This is a genomic window from Burkholderia seminalis DSM 23518, from assembly GCF_902832885.1.
Classification (GTDB): domain Bacteria; phylum Pseudomonadota; class Gammaproteobacteria; order Burkholderiales; family Burkholderiaceae; genus Burkholderia; species Burkholderia seminalis.
In genome coordinates this window covers 53,920-74,478 of the sequence record NZ_CADFDK010000006.1, presented here as the reverse complement: position 1 = coordinate 74,478, position 20,559 = coordinate 53,920, and the positions used below count along the sequence as shown (strand labels likewise).

Here is a 20,559-nt window from a genome sequence, read left to right as displayed (position 1 = left end):
CATGCATGAGCCAAAACGTTCCCCCCACGCCGATCGCGTCTCGCAGCTCGATGCGGATGCGATCGTCAAGGATGCGCGCAACGCACTCCAGTCGACGCAACGCCGCCTGTTCGGCAAGCGAATCCTCACGCTCGGCGGACTGATGCTGCTTTCCGGCTGCGAGCTGACCGACGACCAGTCGGTGAACACGATGCTGCGCCGCGTGTCGTCGTTCAACGACGACGTGCAGGCGTTGCTGTTCGATCCGCGCAAGCTTGCGCCGACGTATCCGGAGTCGATGATCGCGCGGCCTTTCCCGTTCAATGCGTATTACGACATCGATCAGGTGCCGGACGTGGATGCGGCGAGATATCGGCTCCAGGTCGGCGGACTGGTCAAAGGCAAGCGTGCGTGGACGCTCGACGAACTCCGTGCGCTGCCGCAGGAAAGCCAAGTCACGCGGCATATCTGCATCGAAGGGTGGAGCGCGATCGGGAAGTGGGGCGGCGTGCGATTTTCGGACTTCCTGTTGCGCGCCGGCGCCGACACCACCGCGAAGTACGTCGCGCTGCATTGCGCCGACAACTACTGGACGAGCATCGACATGCCGACTGCGCTCCATCCGCAAACGCTGCTGACGCTCACCTATGACGGCAGCGTCTTGCCGGCGAAGTACGGCTTCCCGATGAAGCTGCGCATGCCGACCAAGCTCGGATACAAGAATCCCAAACATATCGTCGCCATCACGGTGACCAACGCATTCCCGGGCGGTTATTGGGAAAACCAGGGATACAACTGGTTTGGCGGTTCCTGAGCCCTTGGCCCTGGATATCGCGCCGGTGACATTCTCGATCGCAACCTCTTCAAAGGAGCATTCATGTCCATTCGACTCAAACTCGTCGCTTCCGTCGTCGCGGCCACGCTGGCCGGCAGTGCGCTCGCGCAATCCGCTGCGAGCAAGCCCGAGCGCATTCGCGGCGACATCGTCTCGTTTTCCGGCAGCAGCCTGAAGGTACACCGCCGCAGCGGCGAGACCGTGCTCATCAATGTCGCACCGTCGGCCAACGTGAACGCGGTGAAGGCGATTCAGCTTTCCGATATCAAACCCGGTTCCTATGTCGGCGCGGCGGCCATGCCGGGCGAGAACGGCAAGTTGATCGCGAAGGAAGTGCTCGTGTTCCCCGAAGCCGCGCGCGGCATGGGTGAAGGCCACTATGCATGGGATCTCGCCGCGAACAGCACGATGACGAACGCCAGTGTCGATACGGTCGTTCAAGGCACGAGCGGGCGCGATCTCAAGCTGTCGTACAAGGGCGGCAGCAACACGATCACGGTGCCGCCCGACGCACCGGTCGTGACGCTCGTCCCAGCGACGCGCGCCGATTTGTCGACGGGCAAGAAGATCTTCGTCGTGGCCACGCCGGGCAAGGACGGGGCCTACGACGGACGCCAGATCGTGGTCGAGAAGGATGGCGTCGCACCTCCGATGTAAGCCGGCCGCCCGGCGGGCGACACGTCGTTCGCCGGCGTGCAACCCGATCGAACCGATGGGCGAGGACCGGGCGACGCGTCCGCGATTCCGTGTTCGGGCCGACCGTCACGTCGGCCCGGCGCCATCAATCGAAGTCGGTTGCGATGGACAGCGCACGCCACGCGTCGATGTCCTGGCGGAACGCCTTCAGCTTGCGCTCCGCAATGGCATGAGCGTTCGGCCCGATCGGCAGGTGCAAGGGCGGATCGTCCGAGTCGATTGCCTGAATCATTACCGCGGCGGCTTTGGCAGGATCGCCTGCCTGATGTCCGTCGTTGCTGTCGCGGTAGCTGCGCGCGGAGCCGGCGGTTGCCGCATAGTCGCTGATCTGCTGCCTGGCGACCGCGATCGAGCGCCCCAGGAATTCGGTTCGAAACGGACCCGGCTCGACGATGATCACGCGAATGCCCATCGGTTCGACTTCCTGCGCGAGTGCCTCCGACAGGCCTTCGACCGCAAACTTCGTCGCGTTGTAATAGCCGCGGCCACCCGAACCGGCGATACCGGCACCGGACGACAGGTTTACGATCCTGCCGCCGCCGGTGCGTCGCATCAGCGGCAATGCCGCACGCGTCGTCTCGACGAGTCCGAAGACGTTCACATCGAATAACGGCCGGTATTCCTCCGGGGTGCCTTCTTCGATCGCCCCCATGAATCCATGCCCGGCGTTATTGACCAGCACGTCCAACCTGCCGAACGTTTCGGCCGTCAAGGCAATGGCCGCTTGTATCGTCTCCGGCTTCGTCACGTCCAACGCTGCAACACGCAGCGTGTCCGGGTAATGCCGAGCGAGATCGCGTAGCGTTTCCGGCGCACGCGCCGTTGCCACCACGTGGTCGCCGCGCGCGGCCGCCATGCGTGCGAGATGCAGGCCGAAGCCGCCGGAGCAGCCGGTGATCAACCAGGTTTTGTTCATGCGTTTCTCCTTTCACTTGATGCTGTGTTTCGATTCGCTCGACGGGGCATGCCAACATGCGCGCCGGTGCGGAACCGACATGTTTCTCGTGGAAGCGCTCATGTCTGTTGCGCACGGCGTGCATGCCCGCGAGCAGGCCGCGTCAGCGCATGCCGCCCGACGCAAGGACGATCTCGCCCGTCATCCACCCCGAGTCGTCCGACGCGAGAAATGAAACGATCGGCGCGATGTCCCGCACCTGGCCGATACGGCCAAGCGGTGTCTGGTCCGCGTTCCATGTTTCGAAGTCCGAGCCGATCACCGCGGCAGCATGGGTGCCCTCCGTTTCCACCAGGCCGGGGTTCACGGCATTGACCCGGATGCCGCGCGGGCCGAGCTCCCGCGAGAGCACGCCGGTGATGGCGTCGATGGCGCCTTTCGTGCCGCTGTAGATGGCACTTTCGGCCGGCAGGACGCGCGTCACGTTGGAACCGATGTTGACGATGCTGCTGCCTTTGCCGAGATGCGGCGCCGCGGCCCCGACGACCAGCAGCGGGCCGAGAACGTTGATGTCGAATTGCTCGCGGTAGCGCGCCTCGGTGGTCTCCTCGATCCTGGCGAACTGATAGACGCCGGCGTTGTTCACCACGATATCCAACCGTCCGAAATGGTCGACGGCTACGTTGACGAGCGCCTCGACCTCCGTCTCGTTCGTCACGTCGGCGCGCACCGCCAATGCCTGCCCACCGGCGGCCTGAATGTCCGCGACGACCTTTTCGGCATTGCTCGCGCTCGATGCGTAGTTGACGACGACCTGTGCGCCGTCGGCCGCCAGCTGGCGCGCGATGCCTGCGCCGATTCCTTTCGATGCTCCCGTCACGATCGCGACCTTGCCCTTCAACTTGTCCATGACTTCACGCTCCGCAGACGTTGGCCCCCGGCGGGGCGGTTCGGTTGATGAAAGTCACCATCGTGAGGCTCACACAATTGTTTGTGAATGGCCGTTCTTGTATATTTGGCGTACATTTTTGAACGACGATCCATCGCAATGGAATGGAGTGATGTCCGGGTCTTTCTGGCGGTCAAGCGGGGCGGATCTTTCGGTGCGGCAGCCCGAAGCCTGGGCGTGAGCCATCCGACGATCGGCCGCCGGATCAAGGCACTCGAGGATGAAGCCGGGCAGGCGTTGTTTCGCAGGACCGCGGATGGGCTCGTGCTCACGGACGCCGGGGATACCGTGCTGAGCCTGGCCGAAGCCATGGAAAACGCGGCGCTGGCCATGGAACGGCGTCTGGCCGGTAATCAAGACCGCCTCGAAGGCATCTTGCGTATATCGTGCGCGGAGTGGTTCGCCGGCTACGTGCTCGCGCCGGTTCTGGCGGAACTGGTGCGCCGTCATCCGGCCGTGGTGCCGGAAGTGATCGCGAGTTACCGATTGCTGAGCCTGTCACGCCGCGAGGCCGACCTGGCCTTCCGGATCGTTCCTTTCACCGAACCGGACATCGTTCAGCGCCGCCTGATGAGCGTTCCGTACGGTCTTTACGGCACGGCCGAAACCGTACGTGCGTTGCGGCATGATCCTGCTTCGGTGGGGTTGATCGTGATGAACACGGCGCAATCTCACTTCCCCGATGTCGCCTGGCTGCTCGACAGGTTCCCTCGGTCGCGGCGTGTCTTCACCAGCACGAGCCGCGCCGTTCAGGCCAGGATGTGTGGGGCAGGCATGGGCATGGCGGTCCTGCCACGGCCGCTGGGCGACGCGACATCGGCACTGCTGCGCATCGAAACGCCGGAGCCGCCACCGTCCAGAGACATATGGGTGGGTTATCACCATGACCTTCGGCATATGGATCGCTTGCGCGCGATGCTCGATATCGCCGATACGATGCTGAGCGAATCCCGGATTCAGATGTCGTAGCGCCAGCTCAATACAGATGTCGCATGTTTCATCGGCCTTTGCGTCATTCAGCGTTGAAGCACCGAGCCTGAAGCAGCAGGGCGCTTGCGTTTATCCACGGGCCTTGGCGGACCGCTGGTTCGATTCCGCTCGAGATGTAACCTGCAGAATTGCGGCATCCATGTCTGCCGCCTGAAACGGCGTGGCTCAGTTCACCCAGACACGCCCGACGCGCTCTCGGCTGATAAACCTTCGGCGGCCGCTGCCGGCGCGGAATCCACAAGCCAGCCTCCGTCATCAGCTTCCGGACCGTCTCCTTGGCCAGCCGAATGCCGTGACATTCCCAGCGCTTCTCGCAAGCCAGTGTCGGTCCGAAATCGGCGTAGCGATCACGGATGACCGATAGCGCCCGGTCGGCGGCTCCTGGGTCCAGCCGACGGTTGCCGGGCTTCGATCGGTGTCCCGATACCAAACCCGCCGCGCCATGTTCCCGAAGTCGGGCGACCAGCCGGCGAATCTGCCGGGTCGTCAGTTCCAGCCGTTCCGCTGCACGCCACGGCTTGAGCTTGCCATCCGCCACGTCCTGAATGACCTTGAATCGGTCCAGCTCGCGCATCGTCATCGTGATCCGCTCCGTTGCAGCCATCGCAGCCTCCGGCGCCGGACACCCGGCGGCCGGACGGCCCGTTGAGGCGGGAGGCGACCATTCCATCTATGTAGCCAAAAGCGGACATTTCAATCTAGCCACTACAATCCAAACTGTCGATAATTCACGTTATGTAAAATCAAATATTGGATGACGGCTACCCCGTTTTCCCGCACGTCCCGACGATCTTCGATCGTGATAAATCCTTCCGACAAAGCGCTCAAGGAATTACCGGGCGCATGCCGTGCATGGCATGCGCCCGGTGACACGCGAAACCTGAAAAAATGCCCGCCGTAGCGGGCACACGCGACACGCGTCAGACGGCCATAACCGTGACCGACTTCGTGACGAGGTACGGCTCGAGCGCTTCCGGCCCGCCTTCCGACCCATAGCCCGAATCCTTCACGCCGCCGAACGGCATTTCCGGCCACGGCGTTGCCGGCTGGTTGATCCACAGCATCCCGACTTCCAGGCGCTGCGTGAGCAGATGCACGTTCGCGAACGAACGCGTGAACGCATAGCCGGCCAGCCCGAACGGCAGACGGTTCGCTTCGGCGATCGCGTCCTCGAGCTTGTCGAAGCCGCGAATCGCCGCGACCGGGCCGAACGGCTCGTTGTTGAACACGTCCGCTTCGAGCGGCACGTCCGCGATCACGGTCGGCGCGAAGAAGTTGCCTTCCGAGCCGATCCGCTCGCCGCCGGTTTCGATGCGCGCACCGACCTTGCGTGCGTTGTCGACGACCGACGCCATCGCGGTGAGGCGGCGCGGGTTCGCGAGCGCACCGAGCGTCGTGCCTTCCTCGAGACCGTTGCCGACCTTCAGCCCTTCCGCATGCTTGACCAGCGCACGCGTGAATTCGTCACGGATGCTGTTGTGCACGAGGAAGCGCGTGGGCGAAATGCAGACCTGCCCTGCGTTGCGGAACTTCGCACCGCCGGCGGCCTTCACCGCGAGCGCGACGTCGGCGTCTTCCGCGACGATCACCGGTGCGTGGCCGCCCAGCTCCATCGTCGCGCGCTTCATGTGCAGGCCGGCCAGCGAGGCAAGCTGCTTGCCGACCGGCGTCGAACCGGTGAACGTGACCTTGCGGATCACCGGATGCGGAATCAGGTACGACGAGATTTCGGCCGGATCGCCGTACACGAGGCCGATCACGCCGGCCGGCACGCCGGCGTCGACGAACGCGCGCAACAGCGCGGCCGGCGACGCCGGGGTTTCTTCCGGCGCCTTCACGAGGAACGAACAGCCGGTCGCGAGCGCCGCGCTCAGCTTGCGCACGACCTGGTTGACCGGGAAATTCCACGGCGTGAATGCGGCAACCGGGCCGACCGGTTCCTTCACGACCGTCTGCTGCGCGCCGAGGTTGCGCGGCGGCACGATCCGGCCGTACACACGGCGGCCTTCGTCCGCGAACCATTCGATGATGTCGGCGGCCGACAGCACTTCGACGCGTGCTTCGGTGAGCGGCTTGCCCTGCTCCTGCGTCATCAGCTGCGCGATCGCGTCGGCGCGTTCGCGCACGAGTGCGGCGGCCTTGCGCATCGTCGCCGCGCGCTCGTGCGCGGGCACCTTGCGCCACGTTTCGAAACCGCGCTGCGCGGCGGCGAGCGCACGGTCGAGATCGGCGATGCCCGCGTGGGCCACCTTGCCGATCGGCTTGCCGGTCGCCGGGTTCACGACGTCGATCGTCTTGCCGCTCGCGGCGTCGACCCACTCGCCGTCGATCAGCAGTTGCGTATCCGTATAAGTCACGTTAGCCATCCAGACACCCCTACATTGCGTCGATTGAAGGCGCGCTGCCGCGAACAGCCGCGCGCCGGTTGACAGAAAGAGCCAGGCCGCCGGGGCAGGCACGCACCCGGCGGTGTCGACGACAGGCGCGGCCCGCCGTCGTCCCGCATCGCGCCGCGCTCAGTGCGCGGCCGCCGTCGCCTTGCGGAGTTTCGCGACGTCCGCCGCCTGCACGGCCGGCGCGCCGTTGTTCCAGCCGGCGCGCATGAACGTCAGCACGTCGGCGATCTGCTGGTCGTTCAGCTGGTTCGAGAACGCCGGCATCGGATAGGCGGACGGCACACCGCCGATCACGAGCGTGTCGCTGCCGTTCAGCGTCACGTTGATCAGCGACGATGCATCGGCCTCGAGCACGTTCGGATTGCCGGCGAGCGGCGCGAGCAGCGGCGCGTAACCGCGCCCGTCCGCACCGTGGCAATGCAGGCAGTAAGCGTTATACACCTTCGCGCCCGGATCGGCTGCCGGCCGGCCCAGCGCCACCTGCGTCGCCTTCGGATCGTAGCTGTACGGCGGCGCACCGGTGCCGCCTGCGGCCGGCAGCGATTTCAGGTAGCGCGACATCGCGGCCAGGTCGTCGTCCGTCAACGCCTGCGTGCTGTGGTTGATCACGCTCACCATCGAGCCGAACGCGGTCGCGTGACGGTTCGCGCCGGTCTTCAGGAACTGCGCGACCTCGGCCTCGTTCCAGCGGCCGAGCCCCGTATTGTGCTCGCCGGTCAGGTTCGACGCGAACCAGTTGTCGATCGACGCACCCGACAGGAACGCCGAGCCGCGTTCGTCGAGTGCCTTCTCCTGGAAGCCGACACCGCGCGGCGTGTGGCACGACCCGCAGTGCCCGAGCCCCTGCACGAGATAGGCGCCGCGGTTCCACATCGCGTCCTTGTCCGGCTTGTCGGCATAAGGCGTCGAGTCGAGGAACACCATGTTCCACAGCGCGAGCGGCCAGCGCATGTTGAGCGGCCAGGGAATGTCGGACGGCCGGTTCGCCTGCTTGACCGGCTCGACGCCGTGCATGAAGTACGCATACAGCGCCTTCACGTCGTCGTCCTTCAGCTTCGCGTACGACGGATACGGCATCGCCGGATACAGGTTGTGGCCGTCCTTCGCGACGCCCTTGCGCAGCGCGCCCGCGAACTCGGCTTCCGTATAGCCGCCGATGCCCGTCTCCGGATCGGGCGTGATGTTGGTCGTGTAGATCGCGCCCATCGGCGTGACCATCTTCAGGCCGCCCGCGAACGGCGTACCGCGCGGCGCGGTGTGGCACGCAACGCAGTCGCCGGCTTTCGCGAGATAGGCGCCGCGCGCGACGAGCGCGCTGTCGGTCGGTGCCGTTTCCGCGGCATGCGCGATCGTGCCGGCCAGCAGCACGGACAATGCAAGCAGCGATGCGCTGAGCGTGTTCAGGGTGAGGTTTCGCATGGTCGTCCCCTCCCTCAAGCCGTCTTCAGCTGGTTGCCGACCGGCAGCTTGCGCAGCCGCGTGCCGGTCGCCGCGAAGATCGCGTTCGACAGCGCCGCCGCCGTCGCCGCCGTGCCCGGCTCGCCGATCCCGCCCGGCGCTTCGCCGCTCTTGACCAGATGGACCTCGATCGGCGGCGTCTCGTTGATCCGCATCATCCGGTAGTCGGTAAAGTTGCTCTGCATCACGCGGCCGTCCTCGATCGTGATCTCGCCGTACAGCGCGCCCGTGATCCCGAAGATGATGCCGCCCTGCACCTGCGCCTCGATCGTGTTCGGATTGACGACCATCCCGCAATCGACCGCGCACACGGCGCGCTTGACCTGCACCTCGCCGCCGTCCACCGCGACGTCGATGACGATCGAGAAGAAGCTGCCGAACGCGTGCATCACCGACACGCCCCGCCCCTGCCCCTTCGGCAACGACGCGCCCCAGCCGGCCGCCTTCGTCGCGACGTCGAGCACGTTGCGTGCGCGCGGCGTCTTGTCGAGCAGCGCGCGGCGATATTGCACGGGGTCGGTCTTGGTCTGCGCGGCGAGTTCGTCGATGAAGCTCTCGACGACGAACGTGCCCCGGGTCGGCCCGACGCCGCGCCAGAACGCGGTCGGCACGTGGCGCGGCTCCTGGCGCACGTAGTCGACGAGCTGGTTCGGCAGGTCGTACGGAAGTTCGGCCGCGACCTCGACCGCGTCGGGATCGACGCCGTTCTGGAATGCGGGCGGCGCGAAGCGTGCCATGATCGACGAACCGACGATCCGGTGCTGCCATGCGACGGGCTTGCCGTTCGCGTCGAGGCCGGCCGAAATCTTGTCGTAGTAGCACGGCCGGTACATGTCGTGCTGAACGTCTTCCTCGCGTGTCCAGATCACCTTCACCGGCGCGTTGACCTGCTTGCCGACCTTCACGGCCTGGCCGATCATGTCGGTCTCGAGCCGACGCCCGAAGCCGCCGCCGAGCAGATGGTTGTGCACGACGATCTTGTCGGGCGACAGGCCCGTGAGTTGCTGCGCGGTGTCAACCGCGCGCGTCGGCACCTGCGTGCCGACCCAGATCTCGCAGCCGTCGCCGCGCACATGCACCGTGCAGTTCACCGGCTCCATCGTCGCGTGCGCGAGCAACGGCTGTTCGTAGACGGCGTCGACGCGCGTCTTCGCGTTCGCGAATGCCTTGCCGACGTCCCCTTCCTTGCGTGCGACCGCGCCCTTGCCGTTCGCCGCCGCCTGCGCGAGATCCGCGAACAGATCCTTGGTCGACACCTTCGCGCCCGCGCCCTCGTTCCACTTCACGACGAGTGCCGATGCGCCGCGCTTCGCGGCCCACGTGTGATCGCCGACCACCGCGACCGCGTTGTCGACGCGCACGACCTGGCGCACGCCGGGAATCTTTTTCGCGGCCGTATCGTCGACGCTCGCGACCGTGCCGCCGAATACCGGGCTGTTCACGATCACCGCGTACAGCATGCCCGGCAGGCGCACGTCGAGCCCGAACTGCGCGGTGCCGTCGACCTTCTCCGGCGAGTCGAGGCGCTTCGCGGGCGTGCCGATCAGCTTGAAATCCTCGGGCTTCTTCAGGACGACGTCCTTCGGCACCGGCAGTTTCGCCGCGGCGTCGGCCAACTGGCCGTACGATGCGCGCCGGCCGCTGGGCGGATGCTGTACTTCGCCGTTCGCCGCGCGGCAGGTGGCCGGATCGACGTTCCATTGTTTCGCGGCCGCCGAGACCAGCAGCGTACGCGCGGTGGCGCCCGCGCGGCGCATCGGTTCCCACGCGTAGCGCACCGACGTCGAGCCGCCGGTGAGCTGGCCGCCGAGCAGCGGATCCATGAACAGTTTCTCGTTCGGCGGCGCGTGGTCGAGCGTCACGTTCGACAGCGGCACTTCGAGCTCCTCGGCGATCAGCATCGGCAGCGCCGTATAGACACCCTGCCCCATCTCGACTTTCGGCATCACCAGCGTGACCTTGCCGGCACGGTCGATCTGCACGAACGCGTTCGGCGCGAACACGCCGGGCTGCGCCGGTTCGGCCGCGTCACCGCCGATCACCGAGCGCCGCGCATCGTCGCCCGCCGCCGGCAGGCTGAAGCCGAGCAGCAATCCGCCGCCGGCCGCCGCGCCAAGCGACATGCCGAGTTTGAGGAACGAACGGCGCGACACGCCCGCGCCGGCCCGACCTGCTTCGATCAATCCTCGCGACATGTCAGGCCTCCTTCGCGGCTTGCTTCACGGCCGCGCGAATCCGGTTGTACGTGCCGCAGCGGCAGATATTGCCGGCCATCGCCGCGTCGATGTCGGCGTCGCTCGGGTTGGGGTTCGACGCGATCAGCGCGGTGGCCGCCATCACCTGCCCCGACTGGCAGTAGCCGCACTGGACGACGTCGAGCTCGCGCCATGCCTGCTGGACCTTGTGGCCGGCCGGCGTCGCGCCGACGGCTTCGATCGTCGTGATCTTGCGGCCCGCGACGGCCGCGACCGGCAGGACGCACGAACGCGCGGCGACGCCGTCGAGATGCACGGTGCACGCGCCGCATTGCGCGATTCCGCAGCCGAACTTGGTGCCGGTCAGACCGACGACGTCGCGCAGTACCCAGAGCAAGGGCATGTCGTCGGGGGCGTCGACCGTGCGGGTTTCGCCGTTGATGTTGAGGGTGACCATTCAGCCTCCGGGCCGGTGTATTGGGGAAGCGGCGCGAACGACGTTGCGCCGTGTTTTCTTCATGTCCGCTGCGTGGTGCGCAACGGATGCCGCGCGGCCCTGATGGGGGCGAGCCGCGTGGGGGTACTGCATCGTTACTCGGCCACGTCGATGCCCGACAGCACCTTGATGACCGGCGGCGCCGTGAACCAGTCGGCCGACTTCACACGGAATTCGCCGAAATACGGGCTCGCGAGGTGCGCGTCGAACGCGGCCTGGTCGTCGTAGATCTCGTACAGGTGCAGGTTCGGCGAGCCGTCCTGTTCGCGGAACAGGTCGTAGCGCCGGTTGCCCGGTTCGGTACGCGTCTTCGCGACCATGCTGCGCAGTTCGGCCTCGGCGGCCTGCGCATGTTCGGGTTTCACGAACAGCGAAGCGATTACGTGAAGCGCCATGTCGTCACTCCTTTGGAAACGGAATCGAGCATGCCACAAGCTGGCGGCGCGCGACGCCAGCGTGCAACGCATGCGGGTGGTCGTACCGCGAGATCAAGCCAGTTCGTCCGGGCCGACGCGCACGACGACCTTGCCGAAATTCTTGCCGGCAAGCAAGCCGATCAGGGCTTCCGGTGCGTCGGCAAGCTCGGGAACGACGTCCTCGCGCGTCTTCACCTTGCCCTGCGCGACCCACTCGCTCATGTCCTTCAGGAATGGCGCATAGCCGGTCGCATAGTGATCGAGGATGATGAAACCCTGCATCCGGATGCGCTTGCGCAGGATCGTGCCCATCAGCGCCGGCACGCGATCGCGGCCGGTCGACACGGCCTTGTCGTCGTATGCCGTGTCGTTGTAATGCGCAATGATCCCGCAGACGGGCACGCGCGCATGGTCGTTCAGCAGCGGCCAGACCGCGTCGAACACCGCGCCGCCCACGTTCTCGAAATAGACGTCGATGCCGTTCGGGCACGCGTCCTTCAGCTTCGCGGCGAATGCCGGATCGCGATGGTCGACGCATGCGTCGAAGCCGAGCGTGCCGGTCACGTACGCGCACTTGTCGGCGCCGCCCGCGACGCCGACCACGCGGCAGCCCTTCAGCTTCGCGATCTGGCCGACCACTGCGCCGACCGCGCCGCTCGCTGCCGCGACGACCACCGTCTCGCCGGCTTTCGGCTCGCCGATCTTCAGCAACCCCGTGTACGCGGTGAAGCCCGGCATGCCGAGCACGCCGAGGGCAAACGACGGATGCGCGAAATCGCGGCCGAGCGGGATCAGGTCGCGTCCGTCCGACAGCGCGTAGTCCTGCCAGCCGGCTCCGGCGACGACGAGATCGCCTTCGCGGAAGGCAGGCAGGTTCGACGTTACGACTTGGCTGACCGTGCCGCCGACCATCGGCTGGCCGAGCTCGGCAGGCGGCGCGTAGGACGGCGTGTCGTTCATCCGGCCGCGCATGTACGGATCGAGCGACAACCAGATCGTGCGCAGCAGCACCTGGCCGGCGCCCGGCGTCGGCACGTCGCCGGTTTCGGCGCGGAAGTTGTCCGGTGTCGGGGCGCCGACCGGGCGCGAATTCAGGATGATCTGGCGGTTTGTGGTCTTGCTTTGCGGCATGTGGGCCTCCGTCGACAGGAATGAAGGTGCTTCGTGAGCACGATCGGATCAGGGGTGGATCAGCAGAAGATGCGCGCCGGCGTTCACGCCGGCGTGGGCGCACACGGGCGGTTGGGACAATCGGGACAGCGTAACGCGGCGTGAAGCATTCGTCATGCGGATTTGAGTAGACCAGTCGTCTAGAATCAGGGCAAAAACAAGGCGCGCGGAAGCGCGCCCGGCTTACGACGGCGCACCGCCCTGCGCGGCCGGCGGCAGGTTCAGCATGCGCCGCGTTTCGACCATCGCTCTTTCGAGCGGCTGGCGGTTGCGGTGAATCTTTTCCAGCAGCGTCGCGCCCAGCCACAGCTCGTACAGGATCGCGGCCGTGTACGCCGGATCGTCGACCGCGCGCAGCGAGCCGTCGGCCAGCCCGGCCTCGATGCCGCCCGCGAGCCGTTCGATGATCTGGCTCGTGCCGCGTCGCAGCACCGCACGCATCGCCTCCGACAGGTCCGACACTTCCGCGCCGAGTTTCACCGCAAGGCACTTGCCTTCCGGATCGTCCGCGCACCGCGTGTGCAGCCAGTTGCCCCAGTACGTCATCAGGCGCTCGGCGCCGGTGCCGGCCTGCTGCTTGAGCAGGTTGTCGAGATGCGCGAGATAGCCTTCGAAATACGATTCGAGCAGCGCTTCGCCGAATGCCTCTTTCGAGCCGAAGTAATGGTAGAACGAGCCCTTCGGGATGCCCGCCGCAGCGAGAATCTCGTTCAGACCGACCGCCGAAAACCCCTTGTGGAGCATGATCGGCTTCGCGATATTCAGGATGTGCTGGCGAACTTCCGCGCCTGAAGATGCATTCATGATGGCGTATGGTAGCAACGATTAGACCGGTCGTCTAGCGACGTCGAACCGGCATGTTGAGCGGCACTTTACCCGATCCCCGGCGCGCGCCCAATGCCCGGCGGCGTTCCCCCCCGCCACGGCGTGCGCGGCGTCACACGGGCGACTCGGTTTCGTCGCAGGCGTTTCATCGATCTCCCGCTTAAATACGCGCGGCGCAAGTGCCGGCGGTGGCCCAACAGCAGCCGGCATTGCACACGTGTGCAATGCGCCGGACCGTCGTTGCCTCCTCTCGAACCCGTGACCAGGAACGCCCCATGACCGCCTCGAAACCCGCTCGCCCGCCCGCGCCGAACCGCCGGCGCTTCATCCAGCGCGGCGCCGCGCTGACCCTGTCGCCGCTCGTCGGCACGCTGGCCGCTTGCGGCGGCGACGGCAACACGACATCCGCGTCGTCGTTGGCCGCGACCGGCGGCGCGAATCCGGCCGCGCGCAGCTACGGCATCGCCGACCGCTCGATCACGATCAACGTCACCAATGCGATCCCGTCGACGTCGCTCGCGTTCGGCAATGCGGCGAGCCAGAGCGGCTCGGCGCCGCAGGCATCGCAAGCGTTGGTCGCAACCGGGCAATCGACGGCCGCCCGCGCATCGAACAGCTGGGGCGATTGCACGGGGTCGTTCAGCCTCGCCGGCGGCGACGCGTCGTTCGCGATTGCTTATACGCATCCGTTCGGCTCGCAGCCGACCACCGTAGGCGTCACGCCGTCGGCCGGCTACGTGTCGGGCGCCGACGCCGCGACGTTTCCCGGCCACGACTCGGTCGCGAATCTCACCTTGTATCGGGGCGTCGCGACCGCGAACGGCGCATGGGTCGTCCCGCTCGCGCAACTCGCGACGCCGCCGTCCAACAACTGCCAGGATTTCGCGAACAGCATGTTCGGCAGCAGCGTGCGCACAGCCGCGGCCATCCAGTCTGCGTACCAGGGCACCGGGCCGCTCGGCTATGTGCCGCCTGCCGACTTCACCGGCGGCCAGCTCGCGGGCTTCGTCGCGCAATGGGTGCAGCGCTGGCAGAAAGGCGCGTCGTACACCGTGCTGCCCGGCGCCGATGCACAGCTCGTCGATGCGCTGAAGCAGTACGTGTCGAGCGCATCGAACGCCGGCCCGCTGACGATGTGGGTGCCGCAGATCGCGTGGCAGGCCGGCACGGATCCGGCGGTTTTCTCGCTGACGGGCTATCGCGCGTTTCCGTTCGTCGACGCGCAGGGCAACTGGGTCGCGGCGACGTTGTCCGCGTTCCTGACACTGCTGGCGGCCGGTTCGCACCTCGTCGCGATCAGTGCGACGAGCGATCTGCCGGCGGGCGTCACGATGCAGGCGTTCGACAGCTTCATGGGCGCGAGCGGGCTGACGACGTCGACGGATATCGGCAATTCGCACTATGCGTCGGTCGTGAACACGACGGGCCGTTACTACCTGAGCGTCGGCAACGATTTCGCGCCGGTGAACTGCGGGCTGATCCTGTCGTTCCTGTACGGGCGCACCGTGAACAACCTGCTCGCGGGTGCCGGTACGTACAACACGTTCATCCAGCTCGAAGGATGGCAGGCCGGCGGCTCGCGTCACAACGCCGACTACGCGACGTATCAGCAGACGCTGTGGAACATCTCGACGTACGGCGCGTCCGCGTACAGCGAGAAGCGCGCGACGTCGATCTTCCTCGCGCCGGCCGGCTGGACGCCGCAGGTCTACCAGACGACGCGGATGATGCCGTACGTCGGCGCCTATGCGCAGTCGAACGGTACGCCGCAGGGCTGGCTGAATACGTCGCTCGTGACGATTCCTGCCGATGCGCCGCCGTTGCCGTCTCGGTATGTGACGAGTTGAGCGGAGTCGGGAGCGAGCTGTTTCGCGTTCGAATGCGTTGCGTTGCGTCGGGGCGGCTGCCGGCCGGCGCTCGAGGCGTGCGTCGACATCGGTCGGCACATGCTTGCGGATAGGCGGTCAACCCGCCGCTTCGCCGGTGCGCTTTCTCGTGCGGGCCTTCCGCTCTTCCCGCTGCGCGGCAGGTGCCGTCTTGACGCCGCGCAGCGGCGCCCGGCGGGCGAGTACCGCCATCTCGCGCCGCAACGTATCCAGTTCCTTGACGCGTGCCGCATCGGTCGCCTGCGCGCCGTCGAGTTGCCCCTGAAGCACGCCGCAACGATGCAGCGCGTCGCCGAGTTGCGTCTGCAGGTCGGCGATGTCCTTTCGGTGCCGCGCATCGCGTTGCTCCATGCGCGATGCGGTCGCGTCGAGTTCCTTTTGCAATCGCGCGGCCGCGAGCCGCTCGCGATCGATCTCCTGAAGCGCCCGTTTTTCCGACGCGCGCAGGCGTTCCTCGGCGCGGCCCGCGTCGTCGCGCAACCGGTCGAGCTGGGTCGTGAAATCCGCACGTGCCTGCGCGAGTGCGCGGTCGGCTTCCGTGTTGTCGGCCTTCAGGCGTTCGATATCCGCTTGCAGCGCTTGCCGCGAGGCTTCGTCGGCCGCCCTCGCCTGCTCCAGTTCCTGAATGCGTACCTGCGCAGCCAGCAACGCAGCCGTGCGTTGCTCCAGCGCGGTTTCGGTGCGGGCCAGCTCGGCCTGCCGCGTCGTGACCTCCGCTTTCGCCGCGGCGCGCTCTGCTTCGACTTCCGCGCGCAGCGCATCGAGCGCGGCAGCGGCATCGGTGCTCGACCGGCTCCAGAGTGCGGCGACCAGCTCGCCGGCTGCCGCCTGCAGATCGGCCGGCAAATCGGGATGCTCGATGCGCACGCGGCTCTTCTCCCGCAGCTCGGCCCAGAACTCGCCGAGGACGGCCGTCGGCGTGCTCATGCTGCCCTTGCGGACGAGCTGATACAGGCGGTTTGCCGTAGGCGTGATGCCGAAGCGGAAGAACAGCAGCGCGCAGGCTTCGCGGTAGAGCTCGCGGGTTTTCGGGAAGTCGGCCTTGAGGCGCTCGATTTCGGCGGTCAGGCGTGGTTCGTCGGCAGCGAGGTCGGACATGGCGGTGTTCGTCGGGAATTTTGTAAAAAATATAACGTAAACCGTTAAATATCCAATCAATTACGGACTTTAATTTGACATTATTTCTATAATGTTGAATTCAATTGGCGTCGCTCTCCTGTTCGATATCGCGGCACATGATCGACTGCCCCGCTTTCGCCTTGCCCAGGCTGCATGGCAAACACGCTGCTACAGCTGCGCTGGAAAGCCGGCCGCCCTGCCTTGCGGTGTCAACTGAAAAACCGAAGATCGCGGAACCCGGCCGATGCACGCGCAGTGCAGACCGGTGATGCCGCATCGACTGTCATGGATCTGCCACCGTCGACCGGTAGCGTTCGGGGCTGACCCACGCTATCGACAGACGAATCCGCCATGCAGCGCACGTCTCGCGCCACGCCCCACCTTTATGCGGCCACGTCGCGCGCCCTCGCCGTCAGCCTCGCGATCAACCTGATGCTGCTCGCCGCCGAGACGGCCGCGGCGTGGTCCGCGCATTCGTCGGGGCTGCTCGCGGATGTCGCGCATGCCGCGATCGACCTCGCGGCCGATGCGCTGATCCTCGTCGCATGCCGGCTCGACGCACGCCTGCCGCCGGAGCGGCGTCCGACCTACGAACCGCTCGCGCTCGCGGGCCTCGGCGCGCTGCTCGTCGCGACCGGCGCGCAGATGATCTGGCAGGCGATGAACCGGTTCGATGCGCCGCCCGTCGTGCAGCCGGGTGCGGCGACGCTCGCGCTCGTTGCCGTCACGCTCGTCGGCAAGGCCGCGTTGTCGCACTGGATGCTGCGCAAGGCGCGCGAGACCGGTTCCGCGCTGCTCGAGGCAACCGGCTGGCATGTGCGTACCGATGCGCTGTCGTCGTTGCTGGCGGCGCTCGCGATGAGCGCGGCGCTGGTCGGCTTCGCCCGCCTTGACGACGTGGCCGCGCTCGCGATCGGCGCGCTCGTGATCCGCACGGGCGCCGGGTTCGTCCGGCGCGGCTGCGCGCAATGGCCGGCGCTCGCCGGGTGGGCGAATCGATCGACGCGCGGATCGTGAACGCGGCGGGGTGAACGTCCGATACATGCCCTCGGCGGCACGGCATGAAGAAGAGGCTCGCACGGTGCGAGCCTCTTTTGCAGAAGGCCGTCGCCACCGCGCAATTCACGACCCCTCGCCCGATGCCGATAGCCCGGCCACTTCCCCGAGCGGCACCGCACTTCCGAGCGGAATCCGCATGAGCGTTGCCTGCCGCGTGACACCCGCCTTCGAAAAGATCGCGCGCGGGTGCGTGCGCGCCGTGTGCTCCGGCGCCTGACCGCTCAGCCGGCGGCGCGCGCGCGGGCGAGCGCCGCGAGGTTTCCTTCGCCGAACCCGTGGTGCCCCTGGCGCTGCACGATCTCGAAGAAAATCTCGCCGGGCCGGCGCTTCACGAAGGTCTGGAAGAACAGCTTCGGCACGCCGTCGCTGCCGATCTCGCCGTCGACCAGCACCGCACGGCGGCGCAGCGCATCGAGATCGACGCCGTGCCCCGGCAGCCGCGCATCGACGTCGTCGTAATAGCGCGCGGGCGGCTCGATGAATTCGACGCCGTTCGCACGCAGCGCATCGACGCACGACAGGATGTCGTCGGTGGCCAGCGCGACGTGCTGCACGCCCTCACCCGGATGATCGGGCAGATACGCGTGCATCAGCTCGGTGCGCCGCGTGCCTTCCTCGTAGACCGGAATCCGCACCGCGCCGCACGGCGACACCATCACACGCGATTCCTCGGACACATGCCAGTGGGCATCGATTTCGTGGATCTCGCGAAAATGCAGCAGGTCATGGTAGAAATCCAGCCACTCCCGCATGCGCCCGGCGCCGACGGTTTGCGTGAAGTGGTCGACCTGCTGCAGGCCGACGCCGACGCAGTCGAGATCGGTGTGCGCGGTGGCGATGTCGATCGGCCGGAAATCGATGTCGAAGATCGAGATGTCGCCGACGCCGCCGCGCTGGCCGCCCCGCCCGCGCCAGCGGTCGACGAAATACAGGTGCGAATCGCCGATGCCCTGGATCGCCGGGATCTTCAGCTCGCCCACGCCGACCTTTTCACCCTCGAACGCCCACGCGCCGAGCTCGATCGCGCGTTCGAACGCGCGCCGGGCGCTCGCCACCCGCAACCCGATCGCGCAGACGCCCATCCCGTATTCCTCCGCATAGCGCGCGGCGAACGAATCGGGCTCGGCATTGATCAGGAAGTGCATCTGCCCCTGCCGGTACAGCGTGACGTTCTTGCTGACGTGGCGTGCAATCGCCTTGAACCCGAGCTGCTCGAAGCGCTGCGCGAGCGCCTCCGGCACGGGCGCAGCGAATTCGACGAATTCGAGGCCGGCCATTCCGAGCGGATTGGCGGCCGGATCGGCAACGGGCGGCGTATCGCTGGGCAGGGGGTGGGAATTGCCGGGCATTCCAGTCTCCGGGGGCATGCGGTCGATGGGGATGGCGCCCGTCGCGTGCGGCGTGCGCGGCTGATGGTGGACCACGCATCCGCGCCGAACGGGCGAATTGTCGATGCTGCAGATTTTAACCAGATCGTTCACGACGGCACACCCTGGCCGAACGGGATATCGTCACGACGCCTAGTGCAAACCCGAAAAGCGTTCGATAATCGCACGAATTTGAACGATAATCGCGCATTTCGTCCGTTTGGCCAATTGCCGCCATGCGGCGCGCACCCTATTCTCCGTTCACCCATCGACTTCAATGCAGCATTGAACGCGGCGCCGCCACGATTCCACGATGCGCCGTGCCAGGAGACACCGCCATGACCCCAACCTTCGACACCCTCGACGCCGCGGCCGGCGCCCGAGCCCGCAACCAGGCCCGCAAGGCCGCGATCGGCAGCTTCGTCGGCGCCGTCGTCGACTGGTACGACTTCCTGCTGTACGGGATCGTCGCCGCGCTGGTATTCAATTCCGAGTTCTTCCCGAAAGTCAGTCCGACGATGGGCACGCTCGCGGCGTTTGCGACGTTCGGCGTCGGCTTCCTGTTCCGGCCGCTCGGCGGCGTCGTGTTCGGTCACTACGGCGACCGGCTCGGGCGCAAGCGGATGCTGGTGCTGACCGTGATGCTGATGGGGCTGTCGACGGTCGCGATCGGCCTGCTGCCGACATTCGCGACGATCGGCTGGTGGGCGCCCGTGCTGCTGGTGCTGATGCGCGCGATCCAGGGTTTCGCGGTCGGCGGCGAATGGGGTGGCGCGGCGCTGATGGCCGTCGAGAGCGCGCCCAAGCAAAAGAAGGCGTTCTACAGCAGCGGCGTGCAGGTCGGCTACGGTGTCGGCCTCGTGCTGGCAACGGGCATCGTGTCGATCCTGAGTCATACGCTCGGCGAGGCCGCGTTCAAGTCGTGGGGCTGGCGCCTGCCGTTCGTGTTCAGCATCGTGCTGGTGCTGATCGGGCTGTGGGTCCGCAAGAACATGGACGAGTCGCAGGAGTTCGTCGAGAAGGTCGAGCACGGCAATCGCAAGCTTCGCCTGCCGGTGCTGGAAGCACTGACGCGCCATCCGAAGGCGTTCCTGCTGATCATCGCGCTGCGGCTCGCCGAACTGTTCACGATGTATATCGTCACCGCGTTCGCGCTCAGCTATTCGACGACGAACCTCGGCATGTCGCGCGACCTGTTCCTGAACATCGGCCTGCTGGTCGGCGCGGTGAGCTGCGTGACGATCCCGTGCTTCGCGTGGCTGGCGGACCGTTACGGCCTGCGCCGGATCTACCTGATCGGCGCGCTGATCGGGCTCGCGTCCGCGGTGCCGTTCTTCGTCGCGCTGGAGGCGCGGTCGATCGCCTGGATCGTGATCTTCTCGATCCTGTTGGCGAACGCCGCGCACGACATGGTCGTAAGCGTCCAGCAGCCGCTGTTCACCGAGTTGTTCGGCGCCGAGTACCGCTATAGCGGCGCGGGTGTCGGCTACCAGTTCGCGAGCGTCGTCGGCGGCGGGTTCACGCCGTTCATCGCGGTCGGCCTCGTCAGCCTGGCCGGCGGTTCGTGGCACCTGGTCGCAGGCTATCTCGCGGTGGGCTGCCTGATCTCGCTGGTGGTCGCCGCGCGAATGCGCGCGGCGGGGTGAGGGAATGAGTGCGTGGCCGGCCCGACTCGCTGCCGGCCATTTTTCGTGCGTCGGCGGGCAATCGACCGCCGTATCGCGGGCCAACGTCAAACACCGTCAATCGCGCGCCCGATTCCCCCTTTTCCCCTCTGAACATTCCACGCCACCGGCCGACCAATGGCATCATATGGGCCTACGTCAGT

17 protein-coding genes and 1 pseudogene are annotated in these 20,559 nt (G+C 66.7%); 6 read left to right on the top strand and 12 right to left on the bottom strand.

Features of this window, described 5'->3' with window-relative positions:
- Position 1: 1 nt before the first annotated feature.
- Both HWX00_RS19745 and HWX00_RS19740 read left to right on the top strand, forming a co-directional pair.
- Positions 2-793, top strand: a complete 792-nt coding sequence (locus HWX00_RS19745) for a molybdopterin-dependent oxidoreductase (protein WP_034191378.1) — start codon at positions 2-4, stop codon at positions 791-793.
- A gap of 63 nt (positions 794-856) precedes the next feature.
- Positions 857-1,471, top strand: coding sequence for a hypothetical protein (locus tag HWX00_RS19740; protein WP_034191379.1), 615 nt, complete (start codon positions 857-859; stop codon positions 1,469-1,471).
- Between the two features lie 124 nt (positions 1,472-1,595).
- Here HWX00_RS19740 and HWX00_RS19735 read toward each other — a convergent pair whose 3' ends face one another.
- Complete coding sequence (locus tag HWX00_RS19735; protein ID WP_049031687.1) at positions 1,596-2,426, bottom strand: oxidoreductase; 831 nt, start codon at positions 2,424-2,426, stop codon at positions 1,596-1,598.
- 142 nt (positions 2,427-2,568) lie between these two features.
- Positions 2,569-3,315 (bottom strand): glucose 1-dehydrogenase, encoded by a 747-nt coding sequence (locus tag HWX00_RS19730; RefSeq protein WP_175027509.1) that lies wholly within the window; start codon positions 3,313-3,315, stop codon positions 2,569-2,571.
- Positions 3,316-3,453: 138 nt separating this feature from the next.
- On the opposite strand from HWX00_RS19730, the gene HWX00_RS19725 reads away from it, so the two are divergent.
- On the top strand, positions 3,454-4,323 hold the full coding sequence (locus tag HWX00_RS19725; RefSeq protein ID WP_034191382.1) for a LysR family transcriptional regulator: 870 nt from the start codon (positions 3,454-3,456) through the stop codon (positions 4,321-4,323).
- A 160-nt stretch (positions 4,324-4,483) separates the two neighbouring features.
- On the opposite strand, the pseudogene HWX00_RS19720 reads toward HWX00_RS19725, so the two are convergent.
- From HWX00_RS19720 to HWX00_RS19685, 8 genes and pseudogenes are all read right to left on the bottom strand, one after another.
- Positions 4,484-4,948: pseudogene (locus tag HWX00_RS19720) on the bottom strand (helix-turn-helix domain-containing protein); the annotation flags it as partial.
- 316 nt (positions 4,949-5,264) lie between these two features.
- Positions 5,265-6,710 carry an NAD-dependent succinate-semialdehyde dehydrogenase gene (locus tag HWX00_RS19715; protein ID WP_034191383.1) on the bottom strand — a complete coding sequence of 482 codons (1,446 nt, stop codon included), beginning with the start codon at positions 6,708-6,710 and terminating at the stop codon, positions 5,265-5,267.
- A gap of 150 nt (positions 6,711-6,860) precedes the next feature.
- Positions 6,861-8,159, bottom strand: coding sequence for a c-type cytochrome (locus HWX00_RS19710; protein WP_175027508.1), 1,299 nt, complete (start codon positions 8,157-8,159; stop codon positions 6,861-6,863).
- Positions 8,160-8,173: 14 nt separating this feature from the next.
- Positions 8,174-10,393, bottom strand: coding sequence for a xanthine dehydrogenase family protein molybdopterin-binding subunit (locus HWX00_RS19705; RefSeq protein WP_124609847.1), 2,220 nt, complete (start codon positions 10,391-10,393; stop codon positions 8,174-8,176).
- Position 10,394: 1 nt separating this feature from the next.
- The gene (locus HWX00_RS19700; protein WP_021162722.1) at positions 10,395-10,850 is read right to left on the bottom strand and encodes a (2Fe-2S)-binding protein; all 456 of its coding nucleotides are present in this window, start codon (positions 10,848-10,850) and stop codon (positions 10,395-10,397) included.
- Positions 10,851-10,984: 134 nt separating this feature from the next.
- On the bottom strand, positions 10,985-11,284 hold the full coding sequence (locus HWX00_RS19695; protein WP_034191386.1) for a putative quinol monooxygenase: 300 nt from the start codon (positions 11,282-11,284) through the stop codon (positions 10,985-10,987).
- Positions 11,285-11,377: 93 nt separating this feature from the next.
- A complete protein-coding gene (locus HWX00_RS19690; protein WP_059556529.1) occupies positions 11,378-12,436 on the bottom strand; it encodes an NADP-dependent oxidoreductase in 1,059 nt (352 codons plus the stop codon).
- 222 nt (positions 12,437-12,658) lie between these two features.
- Positions 12,659-13,279, bottom strand: a complete 621-nt coding sequence (locus HWX00_RS19685; protein ID WP_175027507.1) for a TetR/AcrR family transcriptional regulator — start codon at positions 13,277-13,279, stop codon at positions 12,659-12,661.
- A gap of 296 nt (positions 13,280-13,575) precedes the next feature.
- On the opposite strand from HWX00_RS19685, the gene HWX00_RS19680 reads away from it, so the two are divergent.
- The gene (locus HWX00_RS19680; protein ID WP_175027506.1) at positions 13,576-15,147 is read left to right on the top strand and encodes a hypothetical protein; all 1,572 of its coding nucleotides are present in this window, start codon (positions 13,576-13,578) and stop codon (positions 15,145-15,147) included.
- A gap of 117 nt (positions 15,148-15,264) precedes the next feature.
- Here HWX00_RS19680 and HWX00_RS19675 read toward each other — a convergent pair whose 3' ends face one another.
- Positions 15,265-16,284 carry a DNA-binding protein gene (locus HWX00_RS19675; RefSeq protein WP_124669417.1) on the bottom strand — a complete coding sequence of 340 codons (1,020 nt, stop codon included), beginning with the start codon at positions 16,282-16,284 and terminating at the stop codon, positions 15,265-15,267.
- Positions 16,285-16,656: 372 nt separating this feature from the next.
- Here HWX00_RS19675 and HWX00_RS19670 point away from each other — a divergent pair, with 372 nt between their 5' ends.
- Complete coding sequence (locus HWX00_RS19670) at positions 16,657-17,322, top strand: cation diffusion facilitator family transporter (protein WP_175027505.1); 666 nt, start codon at positions 16,657-16,659, stop codon at positions 17,320-17,322.
- A gap of 263 nt (positions 17,323-17,585) precedes the next feature.
- Here the strand turns inward: HWX00_RS19670 and HWX00_RS19665 are convergent, their stop codons facing one another.
- Positions 17,586-18,713 (bottom strand): 4-hydroxyphenylpyruvate dioxygenase family protein, encoded by a 1,128-nt coding sequence (locus tag HWX00_RS19665; protein ID WP_034191392.1) that lies wholly within the window; start codon positions 18,711-18,713, stop codon positions 17,586-17,588.
- Positions 18,714-19,069: 356 nt separating this feature from the next.
- On the opposite strand from HWX00_RS19665, the gene shiA reads away from it, so the two are divergent.
- Positions 19,070-20,377 (top strand): shikimate transporter, encoded by a 1,308-nt coding sequence (gene shiA, locus HWX00_RS19660; protein ID WP_049028589.1) that lies wholly within the window; start codon positions 19,070-19,072, stop codon positions 20,375-20,377.
- The last annotated feature ends 182 nt before the right edge of the window (positions 20,378-20,559 follow it).